A 19,415-nucleotide genomic window follows, 5' to 3' on the forward strand; every position below is an offset into this window, starting at 1 on the left:
TTCCTCCCGTTGCGTTGTTCAGATCGGTCGTGCGGCGCGCGCTTGCCGGGGCGCGGCGCCGGTCAGGTTCTCGGGCCTCAGGGCCTTGGCCCAGTCGCGGCCGGGGGCCAGTTGCGCCAGCGCATCGGCCAGCGTCGGCGCCTCGCCCCCGGCGACCTGCGCCAGCGCCTGCGCCACGATCCGCAGGGCCTCGGCGCGGGGCATGGCCTTGGCCAGCAGAAAGCCCGCGGCCTCGGCCGCCATCCGCCCGCGGTCGGCGGCAAAGGTGGCCGCGATGCCGTCGGGGCGCGGGGCCAGCGTCTCGGCCAGCGCGCAGCCGATGCGCAGCGCCGCGGCCGCGCGTTCCAGCATTCCCGGCAGCAGGTTCCATTCCAGCCCCAGCGCGATGCCGTCGCGTTCCTGCGCATGGACCAGCGCCTGGTGCATTCCCGCCAGATCGCCGGCATTCAGCCGCGCCAGCGTCACCAGCGCCTCGGCCGCGACGGGGTTCTGCTTTTGCGGCATGGTGGACGAACCGCCCCCGGACCCCGCCGCCAGTTCCGCGATCTCGCTTTGGCCAAGCTGCACCAGGTCGAGGCCCATCTTGCCAAGCCCGCCCGTGACCAGCGACAGCCAGCCCGCCAGTTCCGCGATGCCGTCGCGGGCCGCGTGCCAGGGCCCATCCGGCACCCCGAGCCCCAGCGCCGCCGCCATCGAGGCGCGCAGCGCCGGGCCGTGACCGGCCAGCGCCGCCTCGGTCCCCGCCGCCCCGTGCAGCGAGACCAGCAGCAGCCGCGGCCGCAACTGATCCAGCCTTTGGCGGTTGCGCACCGCCGTCCCGTGCCAGACCGCGATCTTGGCGCCCAGCGTGGTGGGCGTGGCGATCTGGTGGCGGGTGCGCGCCGGGATCGGCAGGTCGGCGTGATCCGCGGCCTTCTGCGCCAGCAGCGCCTCCAGACGGTCCAGGCGCGCGGCCAGCACTTCCAGCGCCGCCTCCAGCTGCAGCGCCAGCGCCGTGTCCACGACGTCCTGCGAGGTGGCGCCGTAATGGGCGAATGCCCCGGCCTCGCCCGCCGCGGATTTCAGCGCCGCGACAACCGGCTGCGCAGCGATGCCGGCCAGGGCCACCGCCGCGGCCAGGTCCGCCGGGTCGGGGTCCAGAGCCTCTGCCGCCTTGGCGATCGCCTCGGCCGCCGCGGCCGGGATCGCCCCCAGATCGGCCTGGGCGCGGGCCAAAGCGACTTCGACCCGCAGCATGGCCCGGATGGCCGCGCGATCCGACAGGATCGCCGCCATCTCGCCGTCGCCGTAAAGCTGTCCGAACAAGGTGCCCACCGCCATCAGACCATCCGCAGCCCAAGGATCTGCCGCGCCTGCCGCCATGTCGCGACGGGGCGGCCGTATTTCCCGCACAGCTCGACCGCACGGCGGACCAGCGCCGCGTTCGAGGGCGCCAGCCGGTCCCGATCCAGCCGCAGGTTGTCCTCGAGCCCCGTGCGCGCGTGGCCTCCCGAGGAAATCGCCCATTCGTTCAGCACGATCTGGCTTGCGCCGATCCCGGCCGCGCACCAGGGCGCGTCCTCGCCGAACAGCCGCTTCACGGTGCGGATGTAATAGTCGAAGACATCGCGATCCGCGGGCATGGCGTTTTTCACCCCCATCACGAACTGCACATAGGGGGTGCCGGCCAGCCGCCCGTCCTCGGCCATCTTCTTGGCCTGGAAGATATGGGACAGGTCGAACGCCTCGATTTCCGGCTTGATGTCGTATTCCAGCATCTCGGCGGCCAGCCAGTCCACCAGGTCCGGCGGGTTTTCATAGACCCGCGTCGGGAAGTTGTTGGACCCGACCGAGAGCGAGGCCATGTCGGGGCGCAAGGGCAGCATGGCCCCCCGCGCCTCCCCCGCACCCGACCGCCCGCCGGTCGAAAGCTGGACGATCATGCCGGGGCAATGTTTCTCCAGCCCCTCCTTCAGCGCGGCGAAGCGGTCGGGGTCGTTGGTCGGCCGCCCCTCGTCGTCGCGGACATGGCAATGGGCGATCGAGGCGCCGGCCTCGAATGCCTCATGCGTGGATTCGATCTGCTCGGCCACGGTGATCGGCACCGCCAGGTTGTTTTCCTTGGTCGGCAGGCTGCCGGTGATGGCGACGCAGATGATGCAGGGTCTTTCGGCCGGGTCAGACATCGAAGAACACCGTTTCATCCTCGCCCTGCAGGCGAATGTCGAAGCGATAGACCGGGCGGCCGTCGCGCAGGGTGCGCTTCGCGATCAGCGTGGCGCGGCGGCGTTCCCATTCGATCAGGTTCAGCACCGGATCGGTGGCGTTGGCCGGGCCCTCGTCGTCGAAATACATCCGGGTGTTCAAGCCGATGTTGATGCCGCGGGCAACGATCCACAGATTCAGGTGCGGCGCCATCGGGATGCTGTCTTCCTGCGCGCGACCCTGCCAGTCGGGATGGCTGTCGCGCACCCGCTGGCTGACGCCCGAGATCATGCGGGCCCGCGCCCTGACCGGGCCGGGCTTGACGGTGTCGAAACCCCATTCGCCGGTCTCGAAATCGGTGATGACCCGGCCCCAGCCGCGAAAGCCCTCCTCGACCGCGCCGCCCGCCTCGGGATGGGCATAGATGCCGGCGGCATTGGCCTGCCAGACCTCGATCAGCACGTCCTTGACCGGACTGCCGGTGCCGTCGATCACCACGCCCTCGACCCGGATGCGTTCGCCTGCGGCGTTCGGCCCGGCGATGTCCCAGCCCAGTTCGCGGTCGAAGATCCGAAAGCCGGCAGCCCCCGGCGCCAGCCCGATATGGACATAGGGGCCGGCGGTCTGCGACGCGGTTTCCGGCAGGTAGTGCGGGCGGTTGGCCCGTGCATCGACGACCTTCATCAATTCCCCTCCAGCCGGTTTTCGAACATGGTCGAGCGGCGGCCGCGCAGCACGATGTCGAAACGATAGGCGATGCTGTCCAGCGGCACCGTGGCGTTCATGTCCAGTTTCGCGGTCAGCCGGTCGATGGCCTCCGGGTCGGGGACGGTCTGCACGATGGGGCAGATCGGGATCAGCGGATCGCCCTCGAAATAAAGCTGGGTGATCAGCCGCTGGCAAAAGGCGTGGCCGAAGACCGAGACGTGGATATGCGCCGGCCGCCAGTTGTTGACCCAGTTGCGCCAGGGATAGGCGCCGGGCTTGATGGTGCGAAAGAAATAATAGCCGTCCGCGTCGGTGATGGTGCGCCCGCAGCCGCCGAAATTCGGGTCGATGGGGGCCAGGTAGCTGTCCTTCTTGTGGCGATAGCGGCCGCCGGCATTGGCCTGCCACACCTCGACCAGCGTGTCGGGCACGGGCCGGGCGTTCTCGTCCAGCACGCGGCCGTGGACGATGATGCGTTCCCCGATCGGGTCGCCGTCCTTGGCGTAGTTCTTGATCAGGTCGTTGTCGATCGGGCTGATGTCGCCATGGCCGAAGGTCGGCCCGGTGATTTCCGACATCGAGCCTTGCAGGCTGATCAGGCTGAAGCGCGGGCTGCGCGCGACCGAGGTCTTGTAATCCGGCGTCAGCGCCGGCGGGTGGATGCGTCGGTCGCGCTGGTAATATTCTGCGGGGGTCATCGGCTCTCCTCCTCTTCCATCTCGGCGAAGGTCTGCTTGGCCAGTTTCAGCGCGTGGTTCGCCTTGGGCACGCCGCAATAGATGGCGACATGCTGGAACGCCTCGAGGACGTCGCGCTGGCTGGCTCCGGTGCGGGCGGTGGCGCGGATATGCATGGGGATCTCCTCCCAATTGCCGGTCGCCGCCAGCAGCGCCAGCGTCAGCATGGAACGCTCGCGCCGGCTGATGCCGTCCGAGGCCCAGACCGTGCCCCAGGCAGAGACGGTGATCAGATCCTGGAACGGCCGGTCCAGATCCGAGGTCTGCGCCTCGGCCCGGTCCACATGCATATCGCCCAGCACCTCGCGGCGGGTTCTCATGCCGGTCGCATGGCGGTCGGGGACGGGGCTGTCAGACATGGCCGATGTCCTTGAAAAAACGGTTGAGAATGGCCGCATGGGCGGCCGGCGCCTCCACGCAGGGAATATGCCCGGCATCCGCGATCAGGTCGAAGCGCGCGCCGCGGATCAGCGCGGCGGTGGCCCGCACCAGGTCCGGCGGGGTCGAGCCGTCGAGCCCCCCCGCGATCACCTGCACCGGCAGGTCCAGCGTGCGGGCCGCCTCGGCCAGATCGGCCCCGGCAATGGCCTGGCAGCAGGCGACATAGCCCCCCTGCGGCTGGCGGGCAAGCATCCGGCGCCAGGGCGCGTCGCGTCCCGCCGCCCGGAATGCGGGCGAGAACCAGCGCTCCATCGTCGGCGCCGCGATGCTGGCCAGCCCGTCGTCGCGGATCGCCTGGATCCGGGCGTTCCACATCGCCGCATCGCCGATCCGGGCGGCCGAGTTCGACACCACCAGCCCCGCCAGCAGGCCCGGATGGCGGGCGGCCAGCGACAGGCCGATCAGCCCGCCGATGGACAGCCCGACAAAGACCGCCCGCCCTAGGTCCAGCGCCGCGATCAGCGCCGCGGCATCGTCGGCCAGCGTCTCGATGTCGTAGGGGCCGGGCGTTTCCTGGGACAGCCCGTGGCCGCGCTTGTCATAGCGCACCAGCCGCAGCCCCGGCGCCAGATGCGGGATCAGCCCGTCCCAGACCCGCAGGTCGGTGCCCAGCGAGTTCGCAAAGACCACCACCGGCCCGGTTTCCGGCCCCGACACCGCGACATGCAGATCCGCGCCGTTTGCCATGATCGTCCGCATCAGTAAGGCAACCCCACGTAGTTTTCGGCGAATGCGCGCTGTTGCGATTCGTTGTCGCGCAGGAAGGCGATATCGGCCTTCTGCATCTTCAGGTCGAAGGGGCTCTGGTGGGGATAGCGGTGCAGCAGGCCGCTGAACCACCAGCTGAAGCGTTCCGCCTTCCAGACGCGCAGCAGCGCCTTTTCGGAATAACGGTCGATGCCCTCGCTGTCCTTGTCCCGGTAATATTGCACCAGCCCGTTATACAGGTATTGCACGTCGCTGGCCGCCGTGTTCAGCCCCTTGGCCCCGGTCGGAGGCACGATATGGGCGGCGTCGCCGCACAGGAACAACCGGCCCCAGCGCATCGGCTCGGTCACGAAAGACCGCAGCGGCGCGATGGATTTCTCGATCGACGGGCCCGCGACCAGCCGGTCGGCCACCTCTTCGGGCAGGCGGCGGCGCAGCTCGTCCCAGAAAGCCCCGTCGGTCCAGTCGCTGGTGTGGTCCGACAGCGCGCATTGGATGTAATAGCGCGACAGGTTGGCGTTGCGCATCGAACACAGCGCGAAGCCGCGGTCGGAATTGGCATAGATCAGTTCGTCGTGGACCGGGGGCGTTTCCGACAGGATGCCCAGCCAGCCGAAGGGATAGGTCTTTTCATATTCGCGCCGCAGGTCCAGCGGGATGGTCTGGCGGCTGATGCCGTGGAACCCGTCGCAGCCGGCGATGAAATCGCAATCGATGCGGTGGCCTTGCCCGGCGCGGGCATAGGTCACATGCGGGCGGTCGGTGTCGGCACCGTGGATCACGACGTCCTCGACCTCGAAGACGGTCTGCGCGCCCGCGGCCTCGCGCGCGTCGTAAAGATCGCGCGTCACCTCGGTCTGGCCATAGACCACCACCGGGGTGCCGGTCAGCCTCTTGAAGTCGATGTGGAACATGCCGCCGTCCCAGGCGATCCGGGTGCCGTCATGGACGTAACCCTCGCGGTGCAGCCGCTCGGCCACGCCCGCTTCCTCCATCAGCCGGACGAGGCCGGTTTCCAGCACGCCGGCACGGATGCGGTCCAGCACATAGTCCCGCGTCTTGCGCTCCAGCACCACCGCCTCGATGCCCTGGCGGTGCAGAAGCTGGCCCAGAAGCAGCCCGGACGGCCCGCCGCCGATGATAACGACCTGAGTGCGCATGACAGTCCCCCTCTGCCGCCGAACTTGACCTGCCACGCATCGCAAGTAAAATGAGAAATCGGGTTTGATGATTATCAGAAACGGCAAGTGTTGGACCGCAGGATTCGGCTGAGACATGTGCAGGCCTTTGTCGAGATCGTCCGCCAGGGCAATCTCAAGCGGGCGGCCGAGGCGCTATATCTGACCCAGCCGGCGATTTCGCGCACCATGGCCGAGCTCGAGGAAATCGTCGGCGCAAGGATGATGACCCGCAGCCGCCGCGGCGTGGCGCTGACCGCGCAGGGCGAATTCTTCCACGGCTATGCGCTGAACGCGCTGTCGGCGCTGTCGCAGGGGCTGGCGGGCATTTCCGGCGAGGCGCAGGCGGCCGAGCTGTCCTTGCGGGTGGGGGCGCTGCCCTCGGTTTCGGCGCGGCTGATGCCCGAGGTGGTCGCCGAATTGCAGCAGGCCGCACCACATCTGCGGCTGTCCATCGCCGATGGCGGGCACGGGCATCTGATGGGGCTGCTGCGCTCGGACGATCTTGACGTGGTGATCGGGCGGCTGGGCGCGCCCGAAACCATGCAGGGGCTGAGCTTCACCCAGCTTTACCTGGAGGACGTGGCGGTGGTGGTCCGGCCGGGCCACCCGATCCTCACCGACCCCGACCTGCGCCGGATCGGCGATTTTCCGGTGATCTATCCGACCGAGACCGCCGCGATCCACCCATTCGTGGAACGGTTGTTGATCGCGCATGGCGTCCTGCGCCCCGCCCGGCGGATCGAGACCGTCTCGGATGCCTTCGGCCGCGTCTTCACCCGGCAGGGCGATGCGGTATGGTTCATCTCGGCGGGGGTCGTGGCGCGCGAGATCGCCGAGGGCCGGCTGGTGCGGCTGCCGCTCGACACGACGCTGACGCAGGGTCCGGTCGGGCTGATGACCCGCGCCAGCCAGCCCGAAACCAATGCCCAGCTGCTGTTCCGGCAGGCGGTGATGCGGGTGATCGCCGAAGGCTTCGGGCCAGGACCGGGACCGGGGCCAGGGCCGGCAGATGCCGGCCCGGCCCGCGGCTAGGACGCAGGCAAGGCCCGCCGCCGCGGCCTAGCCCGCCGGCCGCAGCACGCCCGCGAAATATTCCCCCAGCGCCGTGTCGTCCTCCAGCGGCAGAACCTGGGCGACATATTGGTCGGGACGCACCACCACCATGCAGCCCCGCTCGCGGTCGATGCCGCGCCGGTCGAAGATGTCGCCCGCGGCCGGATCGGCGCAGAACGCCTTTTCATAGTCGCGCAGCCCGTGGCGACCCTTGCGCGGCCACAGCAGCCCCGGCAGGTCGTCCATCGACAGCGACTGGTGGGGCTGCTGCAAAACCGCGCGGATGTCGAACACCGCATCGGGGTCCGCACCCGCGGGGGTGTGGCGGCGCAGGACCGAGCCGTCCCGGTCGAGCCGCCCGCAAAGCCGCGCCAACCCCGAGCCGGGCGCCAGCCCCTGCGCATCGGCAAAGAGATAGATCCGCCAGCGCCCGTCCGCCTGGGCGATGTGGCCCAGATGCATGGGCCGTGCATCGGCCAGCCTTATCACCGGCGCCGAATGAAAGCGCATCCCGACCGGGAACCCGGTCGCCAGATGCTGATGCGTGTCCGGCCCGGTCAGCTCCGAGCGGCGATAGCGCGTCGCCGTCCCGGCGGTGAAGCGGCCATGCTGGATGAAATAGCGCTGGAACTCGGCCGGGTCGACGCCTTCGCCGTCGTCCTCGGCGGTCTTGGGACGGGCACTGAACATCCGGGCAAACTCGCGGTCGAAGTCGATCAGCTCCTGCGCGACCCCCTGCCGCTCGGCCGAATAGCTGCGCAGCAGCCCGGCATCGGCCTGTCCGCGCAGCACCGCCGCGAGTTTCCAGCCCAGGTTGAAGCTGTCCTGCATCGAGACGTTCATGCCCTGCCCCGCCTTGGGGCTGTGGGTGTGGCAGGCATCGCCGGCGATGAACACCCGCGGCATGCGCGAGGCCGGGGCATCCGCGGGCAGGTCGTCGAAGCGGTCGGTCAGCCGCTGGCCGATTTCATAGACCGACCACCAGGCGACCTCCTTCACCTCCAGCACATAGGGGTGCAGGATCCGCTGCGCGGCGGCGATCAGGGTTTCCTGGGTGATGTTGCGCGACGCGACGCGCTCGTCCTCGGCCAGCTTGTCCAGCTCGATATAGAGCCGGACCAGATAGCCCCCTTCGCGCGGGATGATCAGGATATTGCCTTCCTGCGCGGAATGGATCGCGGATTTCAGCCGGATGTCGGGAAAATCGGTATAGGCCAACACATCCATCACGCCCCAGGCTTGGTTCGCCGCCTCGCCGCGCAATTCCCGCCCGATCTGGCGGCGGACCTGGCTGCGCGCCCCGTCGCAGCCGACGACATAGCGGGCGCGAACGATCTGGTCGCGGGACGCGTCCTCGGCCCCGGCCGGGCGCAGCCGCGCCTCGACCGGCTGCGCGGGGTCGTCGGGGATGGTCAGGCCGGCCAGTTGCAGGCCGTAATCCGGCTGCAGCCGGGTCGGCGCATGACGCATCGCCTCGAGATAGAAGTCATGCACCCGCGCCTGGTTCAGGATGACATGGGGAAATTCCGAAAGCCCCTCTTCGGTGTCGCGGATGCGGCCGTGGCGCATGATCGGGCCATCGCCGTCCTGCGGCTTCCAGAATGTGACTTCGTTCACCCAATAGGCTTCCTTCATCACCCGGTCGGCAAAGCCGAAGGCGTTGAACATCTCCATCGTGCGGCAGGCGATGCCATCGGCCTGGCCCAGGTCCAGCGGCCCCGGCCTCCGTTCCACGATGCGCGTGCGGATCGAGGGAAAGACGGCCAGCTGCGCCGCCAGCGTCAGCCCGGCCGGGCCGCTGCCGACGATCAGCACATCGACGTCCCCGTCGTTCCCGGCCGCCCCGTCCTGCGCAGAGGCGGCCGGATGATGGGTCGGGTCGCCGGGCCGGAAGCCGTCAAGGTGAAACTGCATTCTGTCCTCCCTCAGGGTTCGCCCCGACCATGCCGCGGGGTCCGATAATCAAGACGTATACTAATCATCAGTATACTGGTCAATATGATTAGCACACTTGTCATCCTGCCCCGACTTGCCTAGCCTGCGGCGGTCCCAACCATGCCGGTGCCATGACGACGCTTTACGATCTGCCGGGCCATCTGATCCGGCGCCTGAACCAGATCTCGACAGCGATCTTCGCCACCCGGATGGACGAGGCGGGGGTGGACCTGACGCCGGTGCAATTCGCGGCGCTGGCGGCCCTGGCCGAACATCCGGGGGTGGACCAGGCCACGCTTGCCGGGCTGATCGCGCATGACCGCGTCACCATGGGCGGGGTGGTGGACCGGCTGGAGGGCAAGGGGCTGTTGTCGCGCAGCGTCAGCGCGCAGGACCGCCGCGCAAGGGTGCTGGAACTGACCGCAGCGGGGCAGCGCATGCTGGAGCAGCTTGCCCCGGCCATCGCCGAGGTGCAGCAGCGTACGCTGGCCGGGCTGACCCCGGCCGAGGCCGAGGCATTCCTCGCGCTGCTGCGCAAGGCGACCGAGGCCGGCAACGAATACAGCCGCGCGCCCCTGCGGACGGGGGCGCGCGGAGAGGATTAGCCTGGGATCGGCGGGCGGCGGAACTCTGGCAGCCCGGCGTTTCGCGCGCCTGGAACCGTTCCAGCGAAAGGGCACCGGGCCGCCTTGGCGGCGCAGGCCGGCAAGCTCCGCGCCCGCCCATGGCCGACACGGCGCCCCGCCACCGGCTTCAGCGCCGCGGGATCACCGGATAGTCGGCATCGTTCAGCACCCAGCCCTCCTGCATCGAGAAATCCAGCCGCGGCGGGCAGAAGATGTCCACCAGCGCATTCTCGCCCGCGCCGCTGGCTTCGGTCGTGTGGACCACCGGCGGCGGGATCACCAGCGAAGAGGGCGAGCCGACGGCGATATGCCGGTCCTCGCGCCAGTCGCTGCGGTCCACCGTCCAGGGCCAGCGCAGGTGATGGACGAAGCTGCCGGCAAGCGCCAGCGAGCATTGCTCGAAATCGTCGTGGTGATGGGGCGAAAGCTTCCTGGGATCGCGCGGTCCCTGCTGCACGTCCAGGAAGTTCACCATGAAGGTGGTGCAACGGAAGATGCGGCCGAAGCGCCCCTCCTGCGGCTTCACGTCCAGGTCATAGGCGCGGATCCTGAAGCCCCCGGCAGGCTCGGGCCAGGGCCGGAAGGCCGGGATATGGCTGCGCCCTTCCGCATAGGCATCGGCATTGGGGCACAGCGCGACCAGGTCCGCCGCGGCGGCGGTGAACAGCCGGACCACCCTGCCCCCTTCGGGCAGCGTCACCCGGCTGTCGCCCGGCGGCACGAAGACGATGGAATGGCCGGCAACCTCGCGGCTGTCGCCATCGGCCTCGATCAGCGCCGGCCGGTCGGGCAGCAGCACGACATATTCGTCGGGCTGGCCGGTGCGGGCGAAGCTTGCGCCCGGCTGCGCCTCGGCATAGGCCAGCACGAAATTGCAGCCGCGCTGATACCAGACCTTGCGGCCTTGGGCGTCCTCCTGCGGCGGGGTCTTGTCGAACTCGGCCAGCTGTTCCTCGGCGATCAGGCCGGTGCGGGCCGGCGCCGAGGCCGCGGCGAACAGGGCCGCGCGGGGATCCTTGTCTTCATACATCCCGAAAATCCTTTCCTGTCAGCGCGGGCTCAGCAAGCGCGGCCCGCCTCGATGATCCGGCGCGCGCCCTTCATCAGCAGCCCCTGGTCCGAGCCGCAGACGAAGACGCTGACGCCCCGTTCGCGCCAGGGGGCGATCTGGCTTTCGTCGCCGACGAACAGGCCGGCGGCGATACCGGCGCGCCGGGCGGCCGCGATCACGCGGATGATCGCCGCGTCAAGCGCGGCCGAGGGGAAGCCGCAGCCCAGCGACTGCGACAGGTCGGCAGGGCCGACGAACAGCACGTCGACATCCGGCACGCCGGCGATGTCGTCCAGCCGCTCCAGCGCCTCCCTGTCCTCGATCTGCAGCATCACCACGGTTTCGGCATCGCTTTTCGCGGTATAGGCGGGGGCGGCAAGGGTGCCGTAATTCCCCGCCCGCGGCGAAGGCGACAGGCCGCGCGAACCCCGGCCGAACTTGACCGCCGCCACGACCCCTTCCGCCGCGCCGCGATCCGCGACATGGGGCACCATCACCCCCGCGCAGCCCAGATCCAGCAGCGGCGAGATCCGCGCCGGCGACTGGTCCAGGCAGCGCGCGACCAGAGGCAGCCCCACCGCGCGCGAGGCCAGCGCCAGCTGGTCCATCGCGCCCAGGTCCAGCGGCGCATGTTCCTGGTCGGGCACCGCGAAATCCAGCCCGGCAAGGCCGAGGATCTCGACGACATGGGGCGCGGGCGTCTTGACGAAGGTGCCGATGACGGTCTCGCCCGCGTTGATCCGAGCCTTCAGCCCGCTCATGCTGCCAGCCCGACCAGTTCGGCCCCGACGGTCGAGGTCATCTTGCGGATGTCGTCGTCGTCATGGCCCAGCTTGATCAGCATGGCGATCATCTGGCGCATGCCCTCGACCGGATCCGGGTTGCCGGTCTGGCCGAGGTCGGTGCCGAAGAAGGTATTGTCGACGCCCGCCGCCTCGATCACCGCGCGCAGATGATCCTCGTCGAACAGCTGGAAGGTCGAGGGGATGAACATGCAGACGGAATGCTCCATCTTGACCCCCATCCCGACCAGATGCGCGACGTCCTGAAGGCTGCAGTCGTTCACATAGGTCGGGTGGTTCAGGAACAGCCGCTTCACGCCCCGCGCCTTGGCCTCTTCGTAGAAGGGCAGCAGTTCGCGGGCGTGATGGTGGCCGCCCGACACGACCGCGTCGGCCTCGGCGATCAGGTCGAGGATATGCTTGACCTCGTCGCGCACCACGCCCTTTTCGTCGGTCAGCGTCAGCGGGACGGGGGCGACGGTCTTCTTGCTGTTCTGCGGGAACTTGAAGCCGGGCTTCTGGGCTTCGTGCTCCATGTGGTTCTGGGCATGGGCCGTCGCCATCCAGACCACGCGGGCGCCCTGCTTGAGCGCGTAATCCACGGCCGAGGGGTTCAGCCCGCCCAGCGGATTGTTCAGCACGATCGAGCCGATGGCCCTGGTCCTGAAACCCATGTTCTGGTTGATCAGCGTCGCCAGCGGCATGGTGGGATAGTAGTGGTCCTTCAGCAGCACGGCGGCCATGCCGGCCCGGTCGGCCTCGCGCAGGGCGGCGATATGGTCCAGCTTGCGCGGATGCAGCGAGGGGCCGGAATGGACATGCAGGTCGACCGCGCCCTTCATCAGATCGTCAATGCGGTTTTGTTCGGCAGTCATCGGTTTCTCCTGACTTCTTCGCCCGGCACCAGCGGCGCGGGAACATGGTTGCGCCAGACCTGATCGAGGACCGGCATTTCGGCAAAGCTGCGGCGCGCATCGGCCGCGCGCCCGACCAGGTCGCGGGCGCTTGCGCCCTTGCCGGCGCAATAGGCTTCAAGGTCGGCGATGGCATCGCGCAGGACGTCCCAGCCGCGCAGCATGACGGCCGAGGACAGCCCCACCGCCGACGCGCCCGCCAGCATCATCCGCGCCACATCAGGGCCCGAACAGGCGCCGTTGATGCCGATCAGCGCCTGGTCCGGGCCCAGCCTTACGCGGGTCGTCGCCAGCCAGTGACAGGTCAGCGGCAGGTTCCAGTAGCCGCCGATCCCGCAACTGGTGCCCAGCATCGGCTGCATGGTCTCGAGATCGGGAACCAGCCCCAGCGCCCGCCCGGCGATCACCGCGCTTTCCGCCCCGGCGCCGGTGGCGGCGGCGACCAGGTCGGGAACCCGCTCGCTCTGGCCCGAGAGCTTGACCCAGACCGGGATCGACACGGCCGATGTCACCTGCCCGACCAGTTCCGCCACGCGCGCGGGCGAAAGCTCTGTGCTGACCGCGCCCTTGGCGGCCTGGCTGGCATAGGGGGTGCCGATGTTGAACTCGAAGACGCGCAGGCCGGCGTCTTCGACGGCACGGGCGCGGCGGACGGCGTCCTCGACTCCCGCCATGACGACCGAGGCGACCAGGACGCAATCCGCCTTGCGGGCCGCCGCATCCATCCGCCGCGCCTGGTCCAGCCATTCCTCGAAGCCAAGCGGCGTCAGCCCCGAGCGCGTCAGCACCGTCGTGTCGCGCGGCGCCCCGGACCCCCAGCCGACACGGTTCCAGTTCGCGTCCAGCGCGGCATATTCGGCCTGCAACAGCTGGCGCTGCGCGGCGGCCGAGTCGTTGCTGGACTTCATCACCACCGCCCCTGCCCCGGCCGCGATGGCCGACAGGATGCCGTCATCCTCGATCAGATGCTCGCCCGACGCGGCGATGACGGGGTTCTTCAGCCGGATCCGGCCGACCTGGACGGAAAGATCCGTCATCCCGCCACCCCCAGCACCCGCGGCAGGAACAGCGAGATTTCGGGAAAGACGGTGATCAGTGCCAGCACGATCAGCGCGATCCCGATCATCGGCAAGGCCCTGGAGGCGATCCGCTCCATCGGCCGGCCGGTCACGCCGGCGATGACGAACAGGCACAGCCCGACCGGCGGGGTGACGAAACCCACCAGCACGTTGAAGACCACCATGACCCCCAGATGCACCGGCTCCAGCCCCAGCATGTTGCCGATGGCCATCAGCGCGGGAACCGTCAGGATCAGCACCCCGATCGTGTCCAGGAACATGCCCAGGAACAGCAGGATCAGGTTCACCATCAGCAGGATCACGTATTTGTTGTCCGAGACCCCGGTCAGCAGGGCGACGGTCTTTTGCGGCAGCTGCTCGATGGCGAAGATGAAGCCGGCGACGTTGGCGACGGCGACCAGGAAATAGATCGCCGAGGTGATGATCGCCGTGGCGACGAAGGCTTCCTTGAGGAATTTCCAGCTCATCGCGCGATAGACGACGGTGGCGATGACCAGCGCATAGATCGCGGCGACCGCCGCCGCCTCGGTCGCGGTGAAGATGCCGCCCCGGATGCCGACGACGATGATGACCGGCAGCAGCATCACCGGGACGGACTGCCAGCAGCCCCGAAGGATCGAGGCCAGCGACTGCCTGGCCGCCTTGGGATAGCCGCGGCGATGGGCGACCCAGACCGCATAGGCCGACAGGAACACCGCCAGCATGAAGCCCGGCGCCAGCCCCGCGACCAGCAGTTGCGAGATCGAGGTGCCCGACAGCGCGCCATAGATGATCATCGCGATCGAGGGCGGCACCAGCGGCGCCATCAGCGACGAGACCGCGATCAGCGCCGCCGAATAATCCACGTCATAGCCCTGCCGCTTCATGTCCGGCACCATCACCGTGCCGATGGCCGCGGCATCCGCCGCCGCCGATCCGCTGACGCCGCCGAACAGGAAGCAGCCCCAGACCGCCGTCAGCGACAAGCCGCCCCGGAACCGGCCGACGACCGAGTTCGCAAAGCCGATCAGGCGACGGGTCAGCCCGCCCACGTCCATGATCGCGCCCGCCAGCACGAAAAGCGGGATCGCCAGCAGCACGAACATGTCCATCCCCGCCAGCATCCGCTGCGGCAAGACGATCAGGAACTGCGTCTGGCCGGTGAAATAAAAGTAACCCAGCGCGCTGATGCCCAGGACGAAGGCGATCGGCATGCCCAGGGCAAGCGTCAGAACGAAAATCGAGCCAAGCCAGATCAAAGCGCTTCCTCCGCACCCATCGGGTGGTCTTCGGGCTTCTCTTCCCGCGCGATGCCGAAGAATTCGTTCAGCGCGACATGCGCCGCCAGAAGCGCGGCGCCGACGGTGATCGCGACATGGACCCAGAACATCGAGAAGCCGAGCGCGGTCGCGGTCTGCAACCGCGTCATCCAGGCGAATTTCGTGCCGAACCACAGGATCGCCGCCAGAAAGACCAGCATGATCGCGGCCGAGACCAGGTTGACGGCCCGGCGCGGGCCTTGGGGCAGGCGGTCCACCGCCAGCCGCATCCCCAGGAACTGGCCGCGGGAATAGCTGAGACCGGCACCGATCATCACGATCCAGATCATCAGATAGCGCATCGCCTCTTCCGACCAGAACAGCGAACTGTTGAAGACATAGCGCCAGATGACCTGCATGGTGCCGATCACCAGGATCGCAGCGATCCCGGCAAAGCAGAATGCTTCCACGGCCGCGACATAGGCGCGCCAGAGCTTGGACATGGGTTTCTCCGTTGAGAACGCAGGCGGAAGGCGCGGGACCGGCCCGCGCGCCTGGACGTTATTGGGCGGCCGGGGCCAGCTTTTTCGCCGCCGCCGCGAAATCGGCGATCAGCGGGTCGGCGGCCTCGTATTTCTCGACCACCGGGGCGAAGGTGGCCTGCAATTCGGCCCTGAACGCATCCGAGGGCGTCACGACGGGAATGTTCAGCTCGGCCAGATGGGCCTTGATCTGCTCGTCCAGCTCCTTGACCGCCATCACCTGCGGCTCGACGATCTCGTCGGCGGCCTGGCGCATGATCTCTTGCTGCTCGGGCGTCAGCGCGTTGAACTTCATCTGGTTGATCAGCAGGAAGCTGGGCCAGAAGTAATGGCCGGTCAGCGACACGCCCTTGGCGATCTCGTAATATTTCTCGCTCTCGATCGAGGTCAGGTTGATCTCGACCGCATCCAGCGTGCCGGTTTCCAGCGCCGAATAGACCTCGCCATAGGCCATCGGCGTCGGGTTCACGCCCACCGCCTGCCACGCGTCCAGAAACATCCGGTTGGGCGCGACGCGGGTCTTCTTGTGATGCATGTCGGCCAGGCTTTCGACCGGCACGCCGACGGTCAGGAAATGGCGCTGCCCGCCGTCGTAGAGGCCCAGGGCGACCATCATGTGGTTTTCCAGCCTGTCCATGATCGCCCGCGCTTCCGGCGTCTTCGCCATGGTTGCGAAGCCTTCGTAGTCGGGGATCAGGCCCGGCAGCTGGAAGGCGTCGATCGACGGCTCCAGGGTCGAATAGGCCGAGGTCGAGTTCACCGTCATGTCGACGGTGCCGAACTGCACGCCCTCCATCAATTCCTTCACGTCGCCAAGCTGGCGCGAGGGGAAGATGTCGATCTTGATGTCGCCATCCGACAGCCGCTCGACCGCTTCCTTGAAGCGGACGGCGGTGTCGTGGATCGGATGCTGCTCGAATACGGCATGGCCCAGGCGCAGCGTGACGGGGTGGGCCCAGGCTGCGGTCGAAAGCAGGCTTCCCATCAGGGCGAGGACGGCGGTCTTTGTTTTCATGTTTCTCTCCTCCTATGTTCCCACACAGGGAACGCTGTTCTCATATTGACACGACAGGTCAAAGGCGTCAACACAGGGAAAGGGGAAGCAAAATCACGGGGAAAACACTTTGGAAAAGGCCGAGACCGTCCGGGCCGCCGACACCTGCCTGCGCATCCTCGAGCGTATCGCCTTTGCCGATTCGCCCATGGGCGTGACGCAGGTTTCCGCCGATGTCGGCATCGCCAAGGGGGCCGCCTTCAAGCATCTGCGCACCTTGATCGAACATGGGCTGATCGTCCAGGATCCGGTCACTTCGCATTATGCGCTGGGGCCGAAACTATGGCTGATGGCGCAACAGGCCCCCGCCGGCGCAAGCCTGGCCGAACTGGCCCTGCCCCTGATGCGCGCCACCCGCGACGAATTGGGCATGGCGGTGGTGCTCAGCATCCCCGCGCCGCGTTCGGCCTTCATCCTGGCCACGGTCAGCAGCAACCAGCCGATCGAGATCGGCGTCCGTCCCGGCAGCGAGTTGAGCCTGCATTCCTCGGCTCAGGGCAAGGTGTTCCTGGCCTTCGGTTCGCCCGAACTGCTGGGCACCCTGCCCGACGCGCTGCCGCAGATCACGCCGAAAAGCGTCACCTCCAAAGCGGTTCTGGCGGCGCAGCTCGACGCCATCCGCGCGGCGGGCTACGCAACCGCGCCCGAGGAATCGCTGCTGGGCATCAACGCCGTCGCCGCGCCGATCCTCGGCTCGCAGAACCAGCTTCTCGGCAGCATCGGCCTGATCGCGTCGATCCAGCACCTGGGGGCGGTCCCTACCCCGTCGCAACTCAAGGCATTGTTCGCTCTGACGCGAGAGATCGGGCTGCGCGTCAGCCAATAGCCGATCTTTCGCTGCCTCGGCGGCAAGGCACGGCCGCTCGCCGGAAGGCGATCTGCCGGATCGGCATCCCGGCTGTGCTGGTGAAGCCCTGCCATCCGGTTCCGGCAGGCCCTGCAGCACCGCCGCCAGACGTGCTGTCCGCCCCCGGTCTGGCGCGTTCGCGCCGATTGCTCGCGGTGATCGCCGGTCGGGTGGCGGAGGACGGTATCGGTATCCACCGCGATCATGGTGCAGCGGGCCTCGGCCAGCCTGGCGGTCTCTCTGTCCTCGAACGATTTCGGCCGGGCCGCGAAGGGCAGCATCCCCAGGACATGGTCGGACCGTGTCGGGGCGAAGGCCGGGGTGCGCTTCAGCAATACGCCCTCCGGGGGTTCCTCGACGATCAGCCGCGTGCCGGCATCCCAGTCCCGGCGCTTACGGATCGCCTTGGGCACCTGCCCTTGGTCGAGACGGTCGCCATCCGGGGGATCGGTCCCTTGCCGCAAGAACCGATGGGACAAGCCGGGCGGCCCCGAGAATGGTCCTAAGCCCTTCCGATTGCAGCGGCTCGACCGGCTGTCCGCAGCCGGAGGATGCCGGCCCTTCCGGTCGCCCGGCTGCGCGCGCCGGTCGGGCCGCGCCGGCGGTGCCTTACCGCCAGGCCCTGCGGGCGCGCTTGTCGGCCGCTGGGGGCGCCAGCAGAAAGCACCCGGCCCGCGAACCACCCCGCCGGCACCGGCGGAGCGGCCGGCAAGGCTTACGACCGCTCGCTCGCCTTCCATTCGTCCCAGCTCGGCTGGCCCTTCATGAAGCCCTCGATCTGCTGGCGGTCGGCCTCCAGCCGGGGGTCGTGGCGAAGATAGAAGCGGGTCTCGCGCGCGATCAGGCCCGACAGGATCAGCAGCCCGATCAGGTTCGGGATGGCCATCAACCCGTTCATCACGTCCGAAAAGCTCCAGACGACGCCCAGCTGGACCGTGCAGCCCAGCAGCACCACCAGGGAAAACAGGATGCGGAAGGGCATGACGCCGCGATGACCCACCAGGCGCTCGAGGTTGCGTTCGCCGTAATAGGCCCAGCCCAGGATGGTCGAATAGGCGAAAAGAACCAGGCCGACGGTCACGACCCAATGCCCCCATTGTCCCGGCAGGCCGTGGCTGAACGCCTGTCCGGTCATGATCGAGGGCGAGATCTGCAGCCCCGTCTGCGGGTCGATCTCGGTCCAGACGCCGGTGGTGATGATCACCAGGCCGGTGCAGGACACGACGATGATCGTGTCGATGAAGGTCTGAGTCATCGACACCAGGCCCTGCCGCACCGGATGCGTGGTCTGCGCCGAAGCGGCGGCAATCGCGGCGGAACCCATGCCGGATTCGTTCGAGAAGATGCCGCGCGCCACGCCGAACTGCACCGCGATCATGATGGTGGAGCCCAGGAAGCCCCCCGTCGCCGCCGTCCCGGTAAAGGCCTGCGAAAAGATCTCGCTCAGGGCGGCGGGCACCGACCGGATGTTGACCAGCAGGATGTAAAGCGCGCCCAGGACGTAGAACAGGATCATCACCGGCACCAGCCCGGCAGTCACCTTGCCGATGGACCTGATCCCGCCGACCAGCACCACCAGCGTCAGGCCGGCCAGGACGATGCCGGTGATCCAGGTCGGGATCATGAAGCTGCGCTCGAGGTTCGAGGCGATCGAGTTGCCCTGCGTCATGTTGCCGATGCCGAAGCAGGCGCAGACGGCGAATATCGCAAAGCACAGCGCAAGGAACCTGCCAAAGCCGTTCGGGATGCCGCGCTCCAGGTAATACTGCGGGCCGCCGTTCTTCTCGCCGACCTCGTCGGTGGTGCGGAAGCGCACGCCGAGGAAGGCCTCGGCATATTTCGATGCCATGCCGAGGATCGCCGTGACCCACATCCAGAACAGCGCCCCCGGACCGCCCGCCGCAATGGCCGTCGCCACCCCGACGATGTTGCCGGTGCCGACCGTCGCGGCCATCGCGGTGGTCAGCGCCTGGAATTGCGAGATGTCGCCCTCGGCATCGTCATCCCTGCGTTTGAGCAGGCCAAGCCGCAGGGCCGCGCCCAGACGGACCAGCTGGATGCCCTGCAACCGGATCGTCAGGTAAAGCCCGGTGCCCAACAGCAGCGGGACAAGAAGGTAAGGCCCCCAGACGATCCCGCCGATTTTCCCCAGGATTGCTTCCATCTGGTCGAGTCCCATCGATGCCGCCTCTCGTGATTGCAATGGCCGCAAACGGAACCGTCCGGTCCCGGATGTCAAGTTCGGCCGGGGCACGGCCCTTGCCGCAGCGAAGGGGGGGAAAGACGGCCATGGCGCGAAAGACGTTCCCACCAGGACAGGGACAGAGACCGGCGA

At 68.2% G+C, this 19,415-nt stretch carries 19 protein-coding genes; 3 read left to right on the forward strand and 16 right to left on the reverse strand.

Annotated elements, in window-relative coordinates; all coding sequences use genetic code 11:
- Positions 1–18: 18 nt before the first annotated feature.
- From KF941_RS28445 to pobA, 7 genes are read right to left on the reverse strand one after another with little or no spacing between them, the layout of a single operon-like run.
- Complete coding sequence (locus tag KF941_RS28445; protein ID WP_214274707.1) at positions 19–1,320, reverse strand: lyase family protein; 1,302 nt, start codon at positions 1,318–1,320, stop codon at positions 19–21.
- Entirely contained in the window at positions 1,320–2,165 is an 846-nt protein-coding gene (locus tag KF941_RS23410; RefSeq protein ID WP_214274708.1) for a 3-keto-5-aminohexanoate cleavage protein, read from the reverse strand. Before KF941_RS23410 ends, KF941_RS28445 begins: the two co-directional genes overlap by 1 nt.
- On the reverse strand, positions 2,158–2,868 hold the full coding sequence (locus KF941_RS23415; protein WP_072463959.1) for a protocatechuate 3,4-dioxygenase subunit alpha: 711 nt from the start codon (positions 2,866–2,868) through the stop codon (positions 2,158–2,160). The genes KF941_RS23410 and KF941_RS23415 overlap by 8 nt, the downstream gene beginning before the upstream one ends.
- A complete protein-coding gene (gene pcaH, locus KF941_RS23420; protein ID WP_036755628.1) occupies positions 2,868–3,590 on the reverse strand; it encodes a protocatechuate 3,4-dioxygenase subunit beta in 723 nt (240 codons plus the stop codon). Before pcaH ends, KF941_RS23415 begins: the two co-directional genes overlap by 1 nt.
- Complete coding sequence (gene pcaC / locus KF941_RS23425) at positions 3,587–3,988, reverse strand: 4-carboxymuconolactone decarboxylase (RefSeq protein WP_036755624.1); 402 nt, start codon at positions 3,986–3,988, stop codon at positions 3,587–3,589. Before pcaC ends, pcaH begins: the two co-directional genes overlap by 4 nt.
- The gene (gene pcaD / locus KF941_RS23430) at positions 3,981–4,757 is read right to left on the reverse strand and encodes a 3-oxoadipate enol-lactonase (RefSeq protein WP_240540601.1); all 777 of its coding nucleotides are present in this window, start codon (positions 4,755–4,757) and stop codon (positions 3,981–3,983) included. The genes pcaC and pcaD overlap by 8 nt, the downstream gene beginning before the upstream one ends.
- Before the next feature lie 11 nt (positions 4,758–4,768).
- Positions 4,769–5,938 (reverse strand): 4-hydroxybenzoate 3-monooxygenase, encoded by a 1,170-nt coding sequence (gene pobA / locus KF941_RS23435; protein ID WP_214274710.1) that lies wholly within the window; start codon positions 5,936–5,938, stop codon positions 4,769–4,771.
- Between the two features lie 87 nt (positions 5,939–6,025).
- Here pobA and pcaQ point away from each other — a divergent pair, with 87 nt between their 5' ends.
- Positions 6,026–6,991: a pca operon transcription factor PcaQ gene (gene pcaQ, locus KF941_RS23440; protein WP_346429024.1), complete on the forward strand. Its 966-nt coding sequence runs from the start codon at positions 6,026–6,028 to the stop codon at positions 6,989–6,991.
- Between the two features lie 27 nt (positions 6,992–7,018).
- On the opposite strand, the gene KF941_RS23445 is transcribed toward pcaQ, so the two are convergent.
- Entirely contained in the window at positions 7,019–8,926 is a 1,908-nt protein-coding gene (locus tag KF941_RS23445; RefSeq protein ID WP_214274712.1) for an FAD-binding monooxygenase, read from the reverse strand.
- A gap of 152 nt (positions 8,927–9,078) precedes the next feature.
- On the opposite strand from KF941_RS23445, the gene KF941_RS23450 reads away from it, so the two are divergent.
- Positions 9,079–9,552, forward strand: a complete 474-nt coding sequence (locus tag KF941_RS23450; protein WP_214274713.1) for a MarR family transcriptional regulator — start codon at positions 9,079–9,081, stop codon at positions 9,550–9,552.
- A 148-nt stretch (positions 9,553–9,700) separates the two neighbouring features.
- On the opposite strand, the gene KF941_RS23455 is transcribed toward KF941_RS23450, so the two are convergent.
- Genes KF941_RS23455 through KF941_RS23485 form a run of 7 tightly spaced genes read right to left on the reverse strand, consistent with a single transcriptional unit; the run spans position 9,701 to position 16,194 of the window.
- The gene (locus KF941_RS23455) at positions 9,701–10,603 is read right to left on the reverse strand and encodes a hypothetical protein (RefSeq protein WP_214274714.1); all 903 of its coding nucleotides are present in this window, start codon (positions 10,601–10,603) and stop codon (positions 9,701–9,703) included.
- A 29-nt stretch (positions 10,604–10,632) separates the two neighbouring features.
- A complete protein-coding gene (locus KF941_RS23460; RefSeq protein ID WP_214274715.1) occupies positions 10,633–11,385 on the reverse strand; it encodes an aldolase/citrate lyase family protein in 753 nt (250 codons plus the stop codon).
- Positions 11,382–12,281, reverse strand: coding sequence for a DUF6282 family protein (locus tag KF941_RS23465; protein WP_036755606.1), 900 nt, complete (start codon positions 12,279–12,281; stop codon positions 11,382–11,384). Before KF941_RS23465 ends, KF941_RS23460 begins: the two co-directional genes overlap by 4 nt.
- Positions 12,278–13,357, reverse strand: a complete 1,080-nt coding sequence (locus KF941_RS23470; protein WP_214274716.1) for a dihydroorotate dehydrogenase — start codon at positions 13,355–13,357, stop codon at positions 12,278–12,280. Before KF941_RS23470 ends, KF941_RS23465 begins: the two co-directional genes overlap by 4 nt.
- Positions 13,354–14,637 (reverse strand): TRAP transporter large permease, encoded by a 1,284-nt coding sequence (locus KF941_RS23475; RefSeq protein WP_214274717.1) that lies wholly within the window; start codon positions 14,635–14,637, stop codon positions 13,354–13,356. Before KF941_RS23475 ends, KF941_RS23470 begins: the two co-directional genes overlap by 4 nt.
- Positions 14,634–15,140, reverse strand: a complete 507-nt coding sequence (locus KF941_RS23480) for a TRAP transporter small permease (protein WP_036755597.1) — start codon at positions 15,138–15,140, stop codon at positions 14,634–14,636. Before KF941_RS23480 ends, KF941_RS23475 begins: the two co-directional genes overlap by 4 nt.
- Before the next feature lie 58 nt (positions 15,141–15,198).
- Entirely contained in the window at positions 15,199–16,194 is a 996-nt protein-coding gene (locus KF941_RS23485) for a TRAP transporter substrate-binding protein (protein WP_214274718.1), read from the reverse strand.
- A 109-nt stretch (positions 16,195–16,303) separates the two neighbouring features.
- On the opposite strand from KF941_RS23485, the gene KF941_RS23490 reads away from it, so the two are divergent.
- Positions 16,304–17,059 carry an IclR family transcriptional regulator gene (locus KF941_RS23490; RefSeq protein ID WP_036755591.1) on the forward strand — a complete coding sequence of 252 codons (756 nt, stop codon included), beginning with the start codon at positions 16,304–16,306 and terminating at the stop codon, positions 17,057–17,059.
- 736 nt (positions 17,060–17,795) lie between these two features.
- Here the strand turns inward: KF941_RS23490 and KF941_RS23495 are convergent.
- The gene (locus KF941_RS23495) at positions 17,796–19,259 is read right to left on the reverse strand and encodes a sodium:alanine symporter family protein (protein WP_072463941.1); all 1,464 of its coding nucleotides are present in this window, start codon (positions 19,257–19,259) and stop codon (positions 17,796–17,798) included.
- Positions 19,260–19,415 lie beyond the last annotated feature (156 nt).

Source organism: Paracoccus sp. pheM1, assembly GCF_018499825.1.
GTDB lineage: Bacteria > Pseudomonadota > Alphaproteobacteria > Rhodobacterales > Rhodobacteraceae > Paracoccus > Paracoccus versutus.

What these genes read in the sequence shown, in the direction of transcription:
- KF941_RS23450 (WP_214274713.1), top strand. Translation starts at nt 9,079, where the DNA reads ATGACGACGCTTTACGATCTGCCGGGCCATCTGATCCGGCGCCTGAAC.
- pobA (WP_214274710.1), bottom strand. Translation starts at nt 5,938, where the DNA reads ATGCGCACTCAGGTCGTTATCATCGGCGGCGGGCCGTCCGGGCTGCTT.
- KF941_RS23480 (WP_036755597.1), bottom strand. Translation starts at nt 15,140, where the DNA reads ATGTCCAAGCTCTGGCGCGCCTATGTCGCGGCCGTGGAAGCATTCTGC.
- KF941_RS23410 (WP_214274708.1), bottom strand. Translation starts at nt 2,165, where the DNA reads ATGTCTGACCCGGCCGAAAGACCCTGCATCATCTGCGTCGCCATCACC.
- pcaH (WP_036755628.1), bottom strand. Translation starts at nt 3,590, where the DNA reads ATGACCCCCGCAGAATATTACCAGCGCGACCGACGCATCCACCCGCCG.
- KF941_RS23495 (WP_072463941.1), bottom strand. Translation starts at nt 19,259, where the DNA reads ATGGGACTCGACCAGATGGAAGCAATCCTGGGGAAAATCGGCGGGATC.
- KF941_RS23455 (WP_214274714.1), bottom strand. Translation starts at nt 10,603, where the DNA reads ATGTATGAAGACAAGGATCCCCGCGCGGCCCTGTTCGCCGCGGCCTCG.
- KF941_RS23485 (WP_214274718.1), bottom strand. Translation starts at nt 16,194, where the DNA reads ATGAAAACAAAGACCGCCGTCCTCGCCCTGATGGGAAGCCTGCTTTCG.
- KF941_RS23470 (WP_214274716.1), bottom strand. Translation starts at nt 13,357, where the DNA reads ATGACGGATCTTTCCGTCCAGGTCGGCCGGATCCGGCTGAAGAACCCC.
- KF941_RS23460 (WP_214274715.1), bottom strand. Translation starts at nt 11,385, where the DNA reads ATGAGCGGGCTGAAGGCTCGGATCAACGCGGGCGAGACCGTCATCGGC.
- KF941_RS23465 (WP_036755606.1), bottom strand. Translation starts at nt 12,281, where the DNA reads ATGACTGCCGAACAAAACCGCATTGACGATCTGATGAAGGGCGCGGTC.
- pcaC (WP_036755624.1), bottom strand. Translation starts at nt 3,988, where the DNA reads ATGTCTGACAGCCCCGTCCCCGACCGCCATGCGACCGGCATGAGAACC.
- KF941_RS28445 (WP_214274707.1), bottom strand. Translation starts at nt 1,320, where the DNA reads ATGGCGGTGGGCACCTTGTTCGGACAGCTTTACGGCGACGGCGAGATG.
- KF941_RS23445 (WP_214274712.1), bottom strand. Translation starts at nt 8,926, where the DNA reads ATGCAGTTTCACCTTGACGGCTTCCGGCCCGGCGACCCGACCCATCAT.
- pcaD (WP_240540601.1), bottom strand. Translation starts at nt 4,757, where the DNA reads ATGGCAAACGGCGCGGATCTGCATGTCGCGGTGTCGGGGCCGGAAACC.
- KF941_RS23415 (WP_072463959.1), bottom strand. Translation starts at nt 2,868, where the DNA reads ATGAAGGTCGTCGATGCACGGGCCAACCGCCCGCACTACCTGCCGGAA.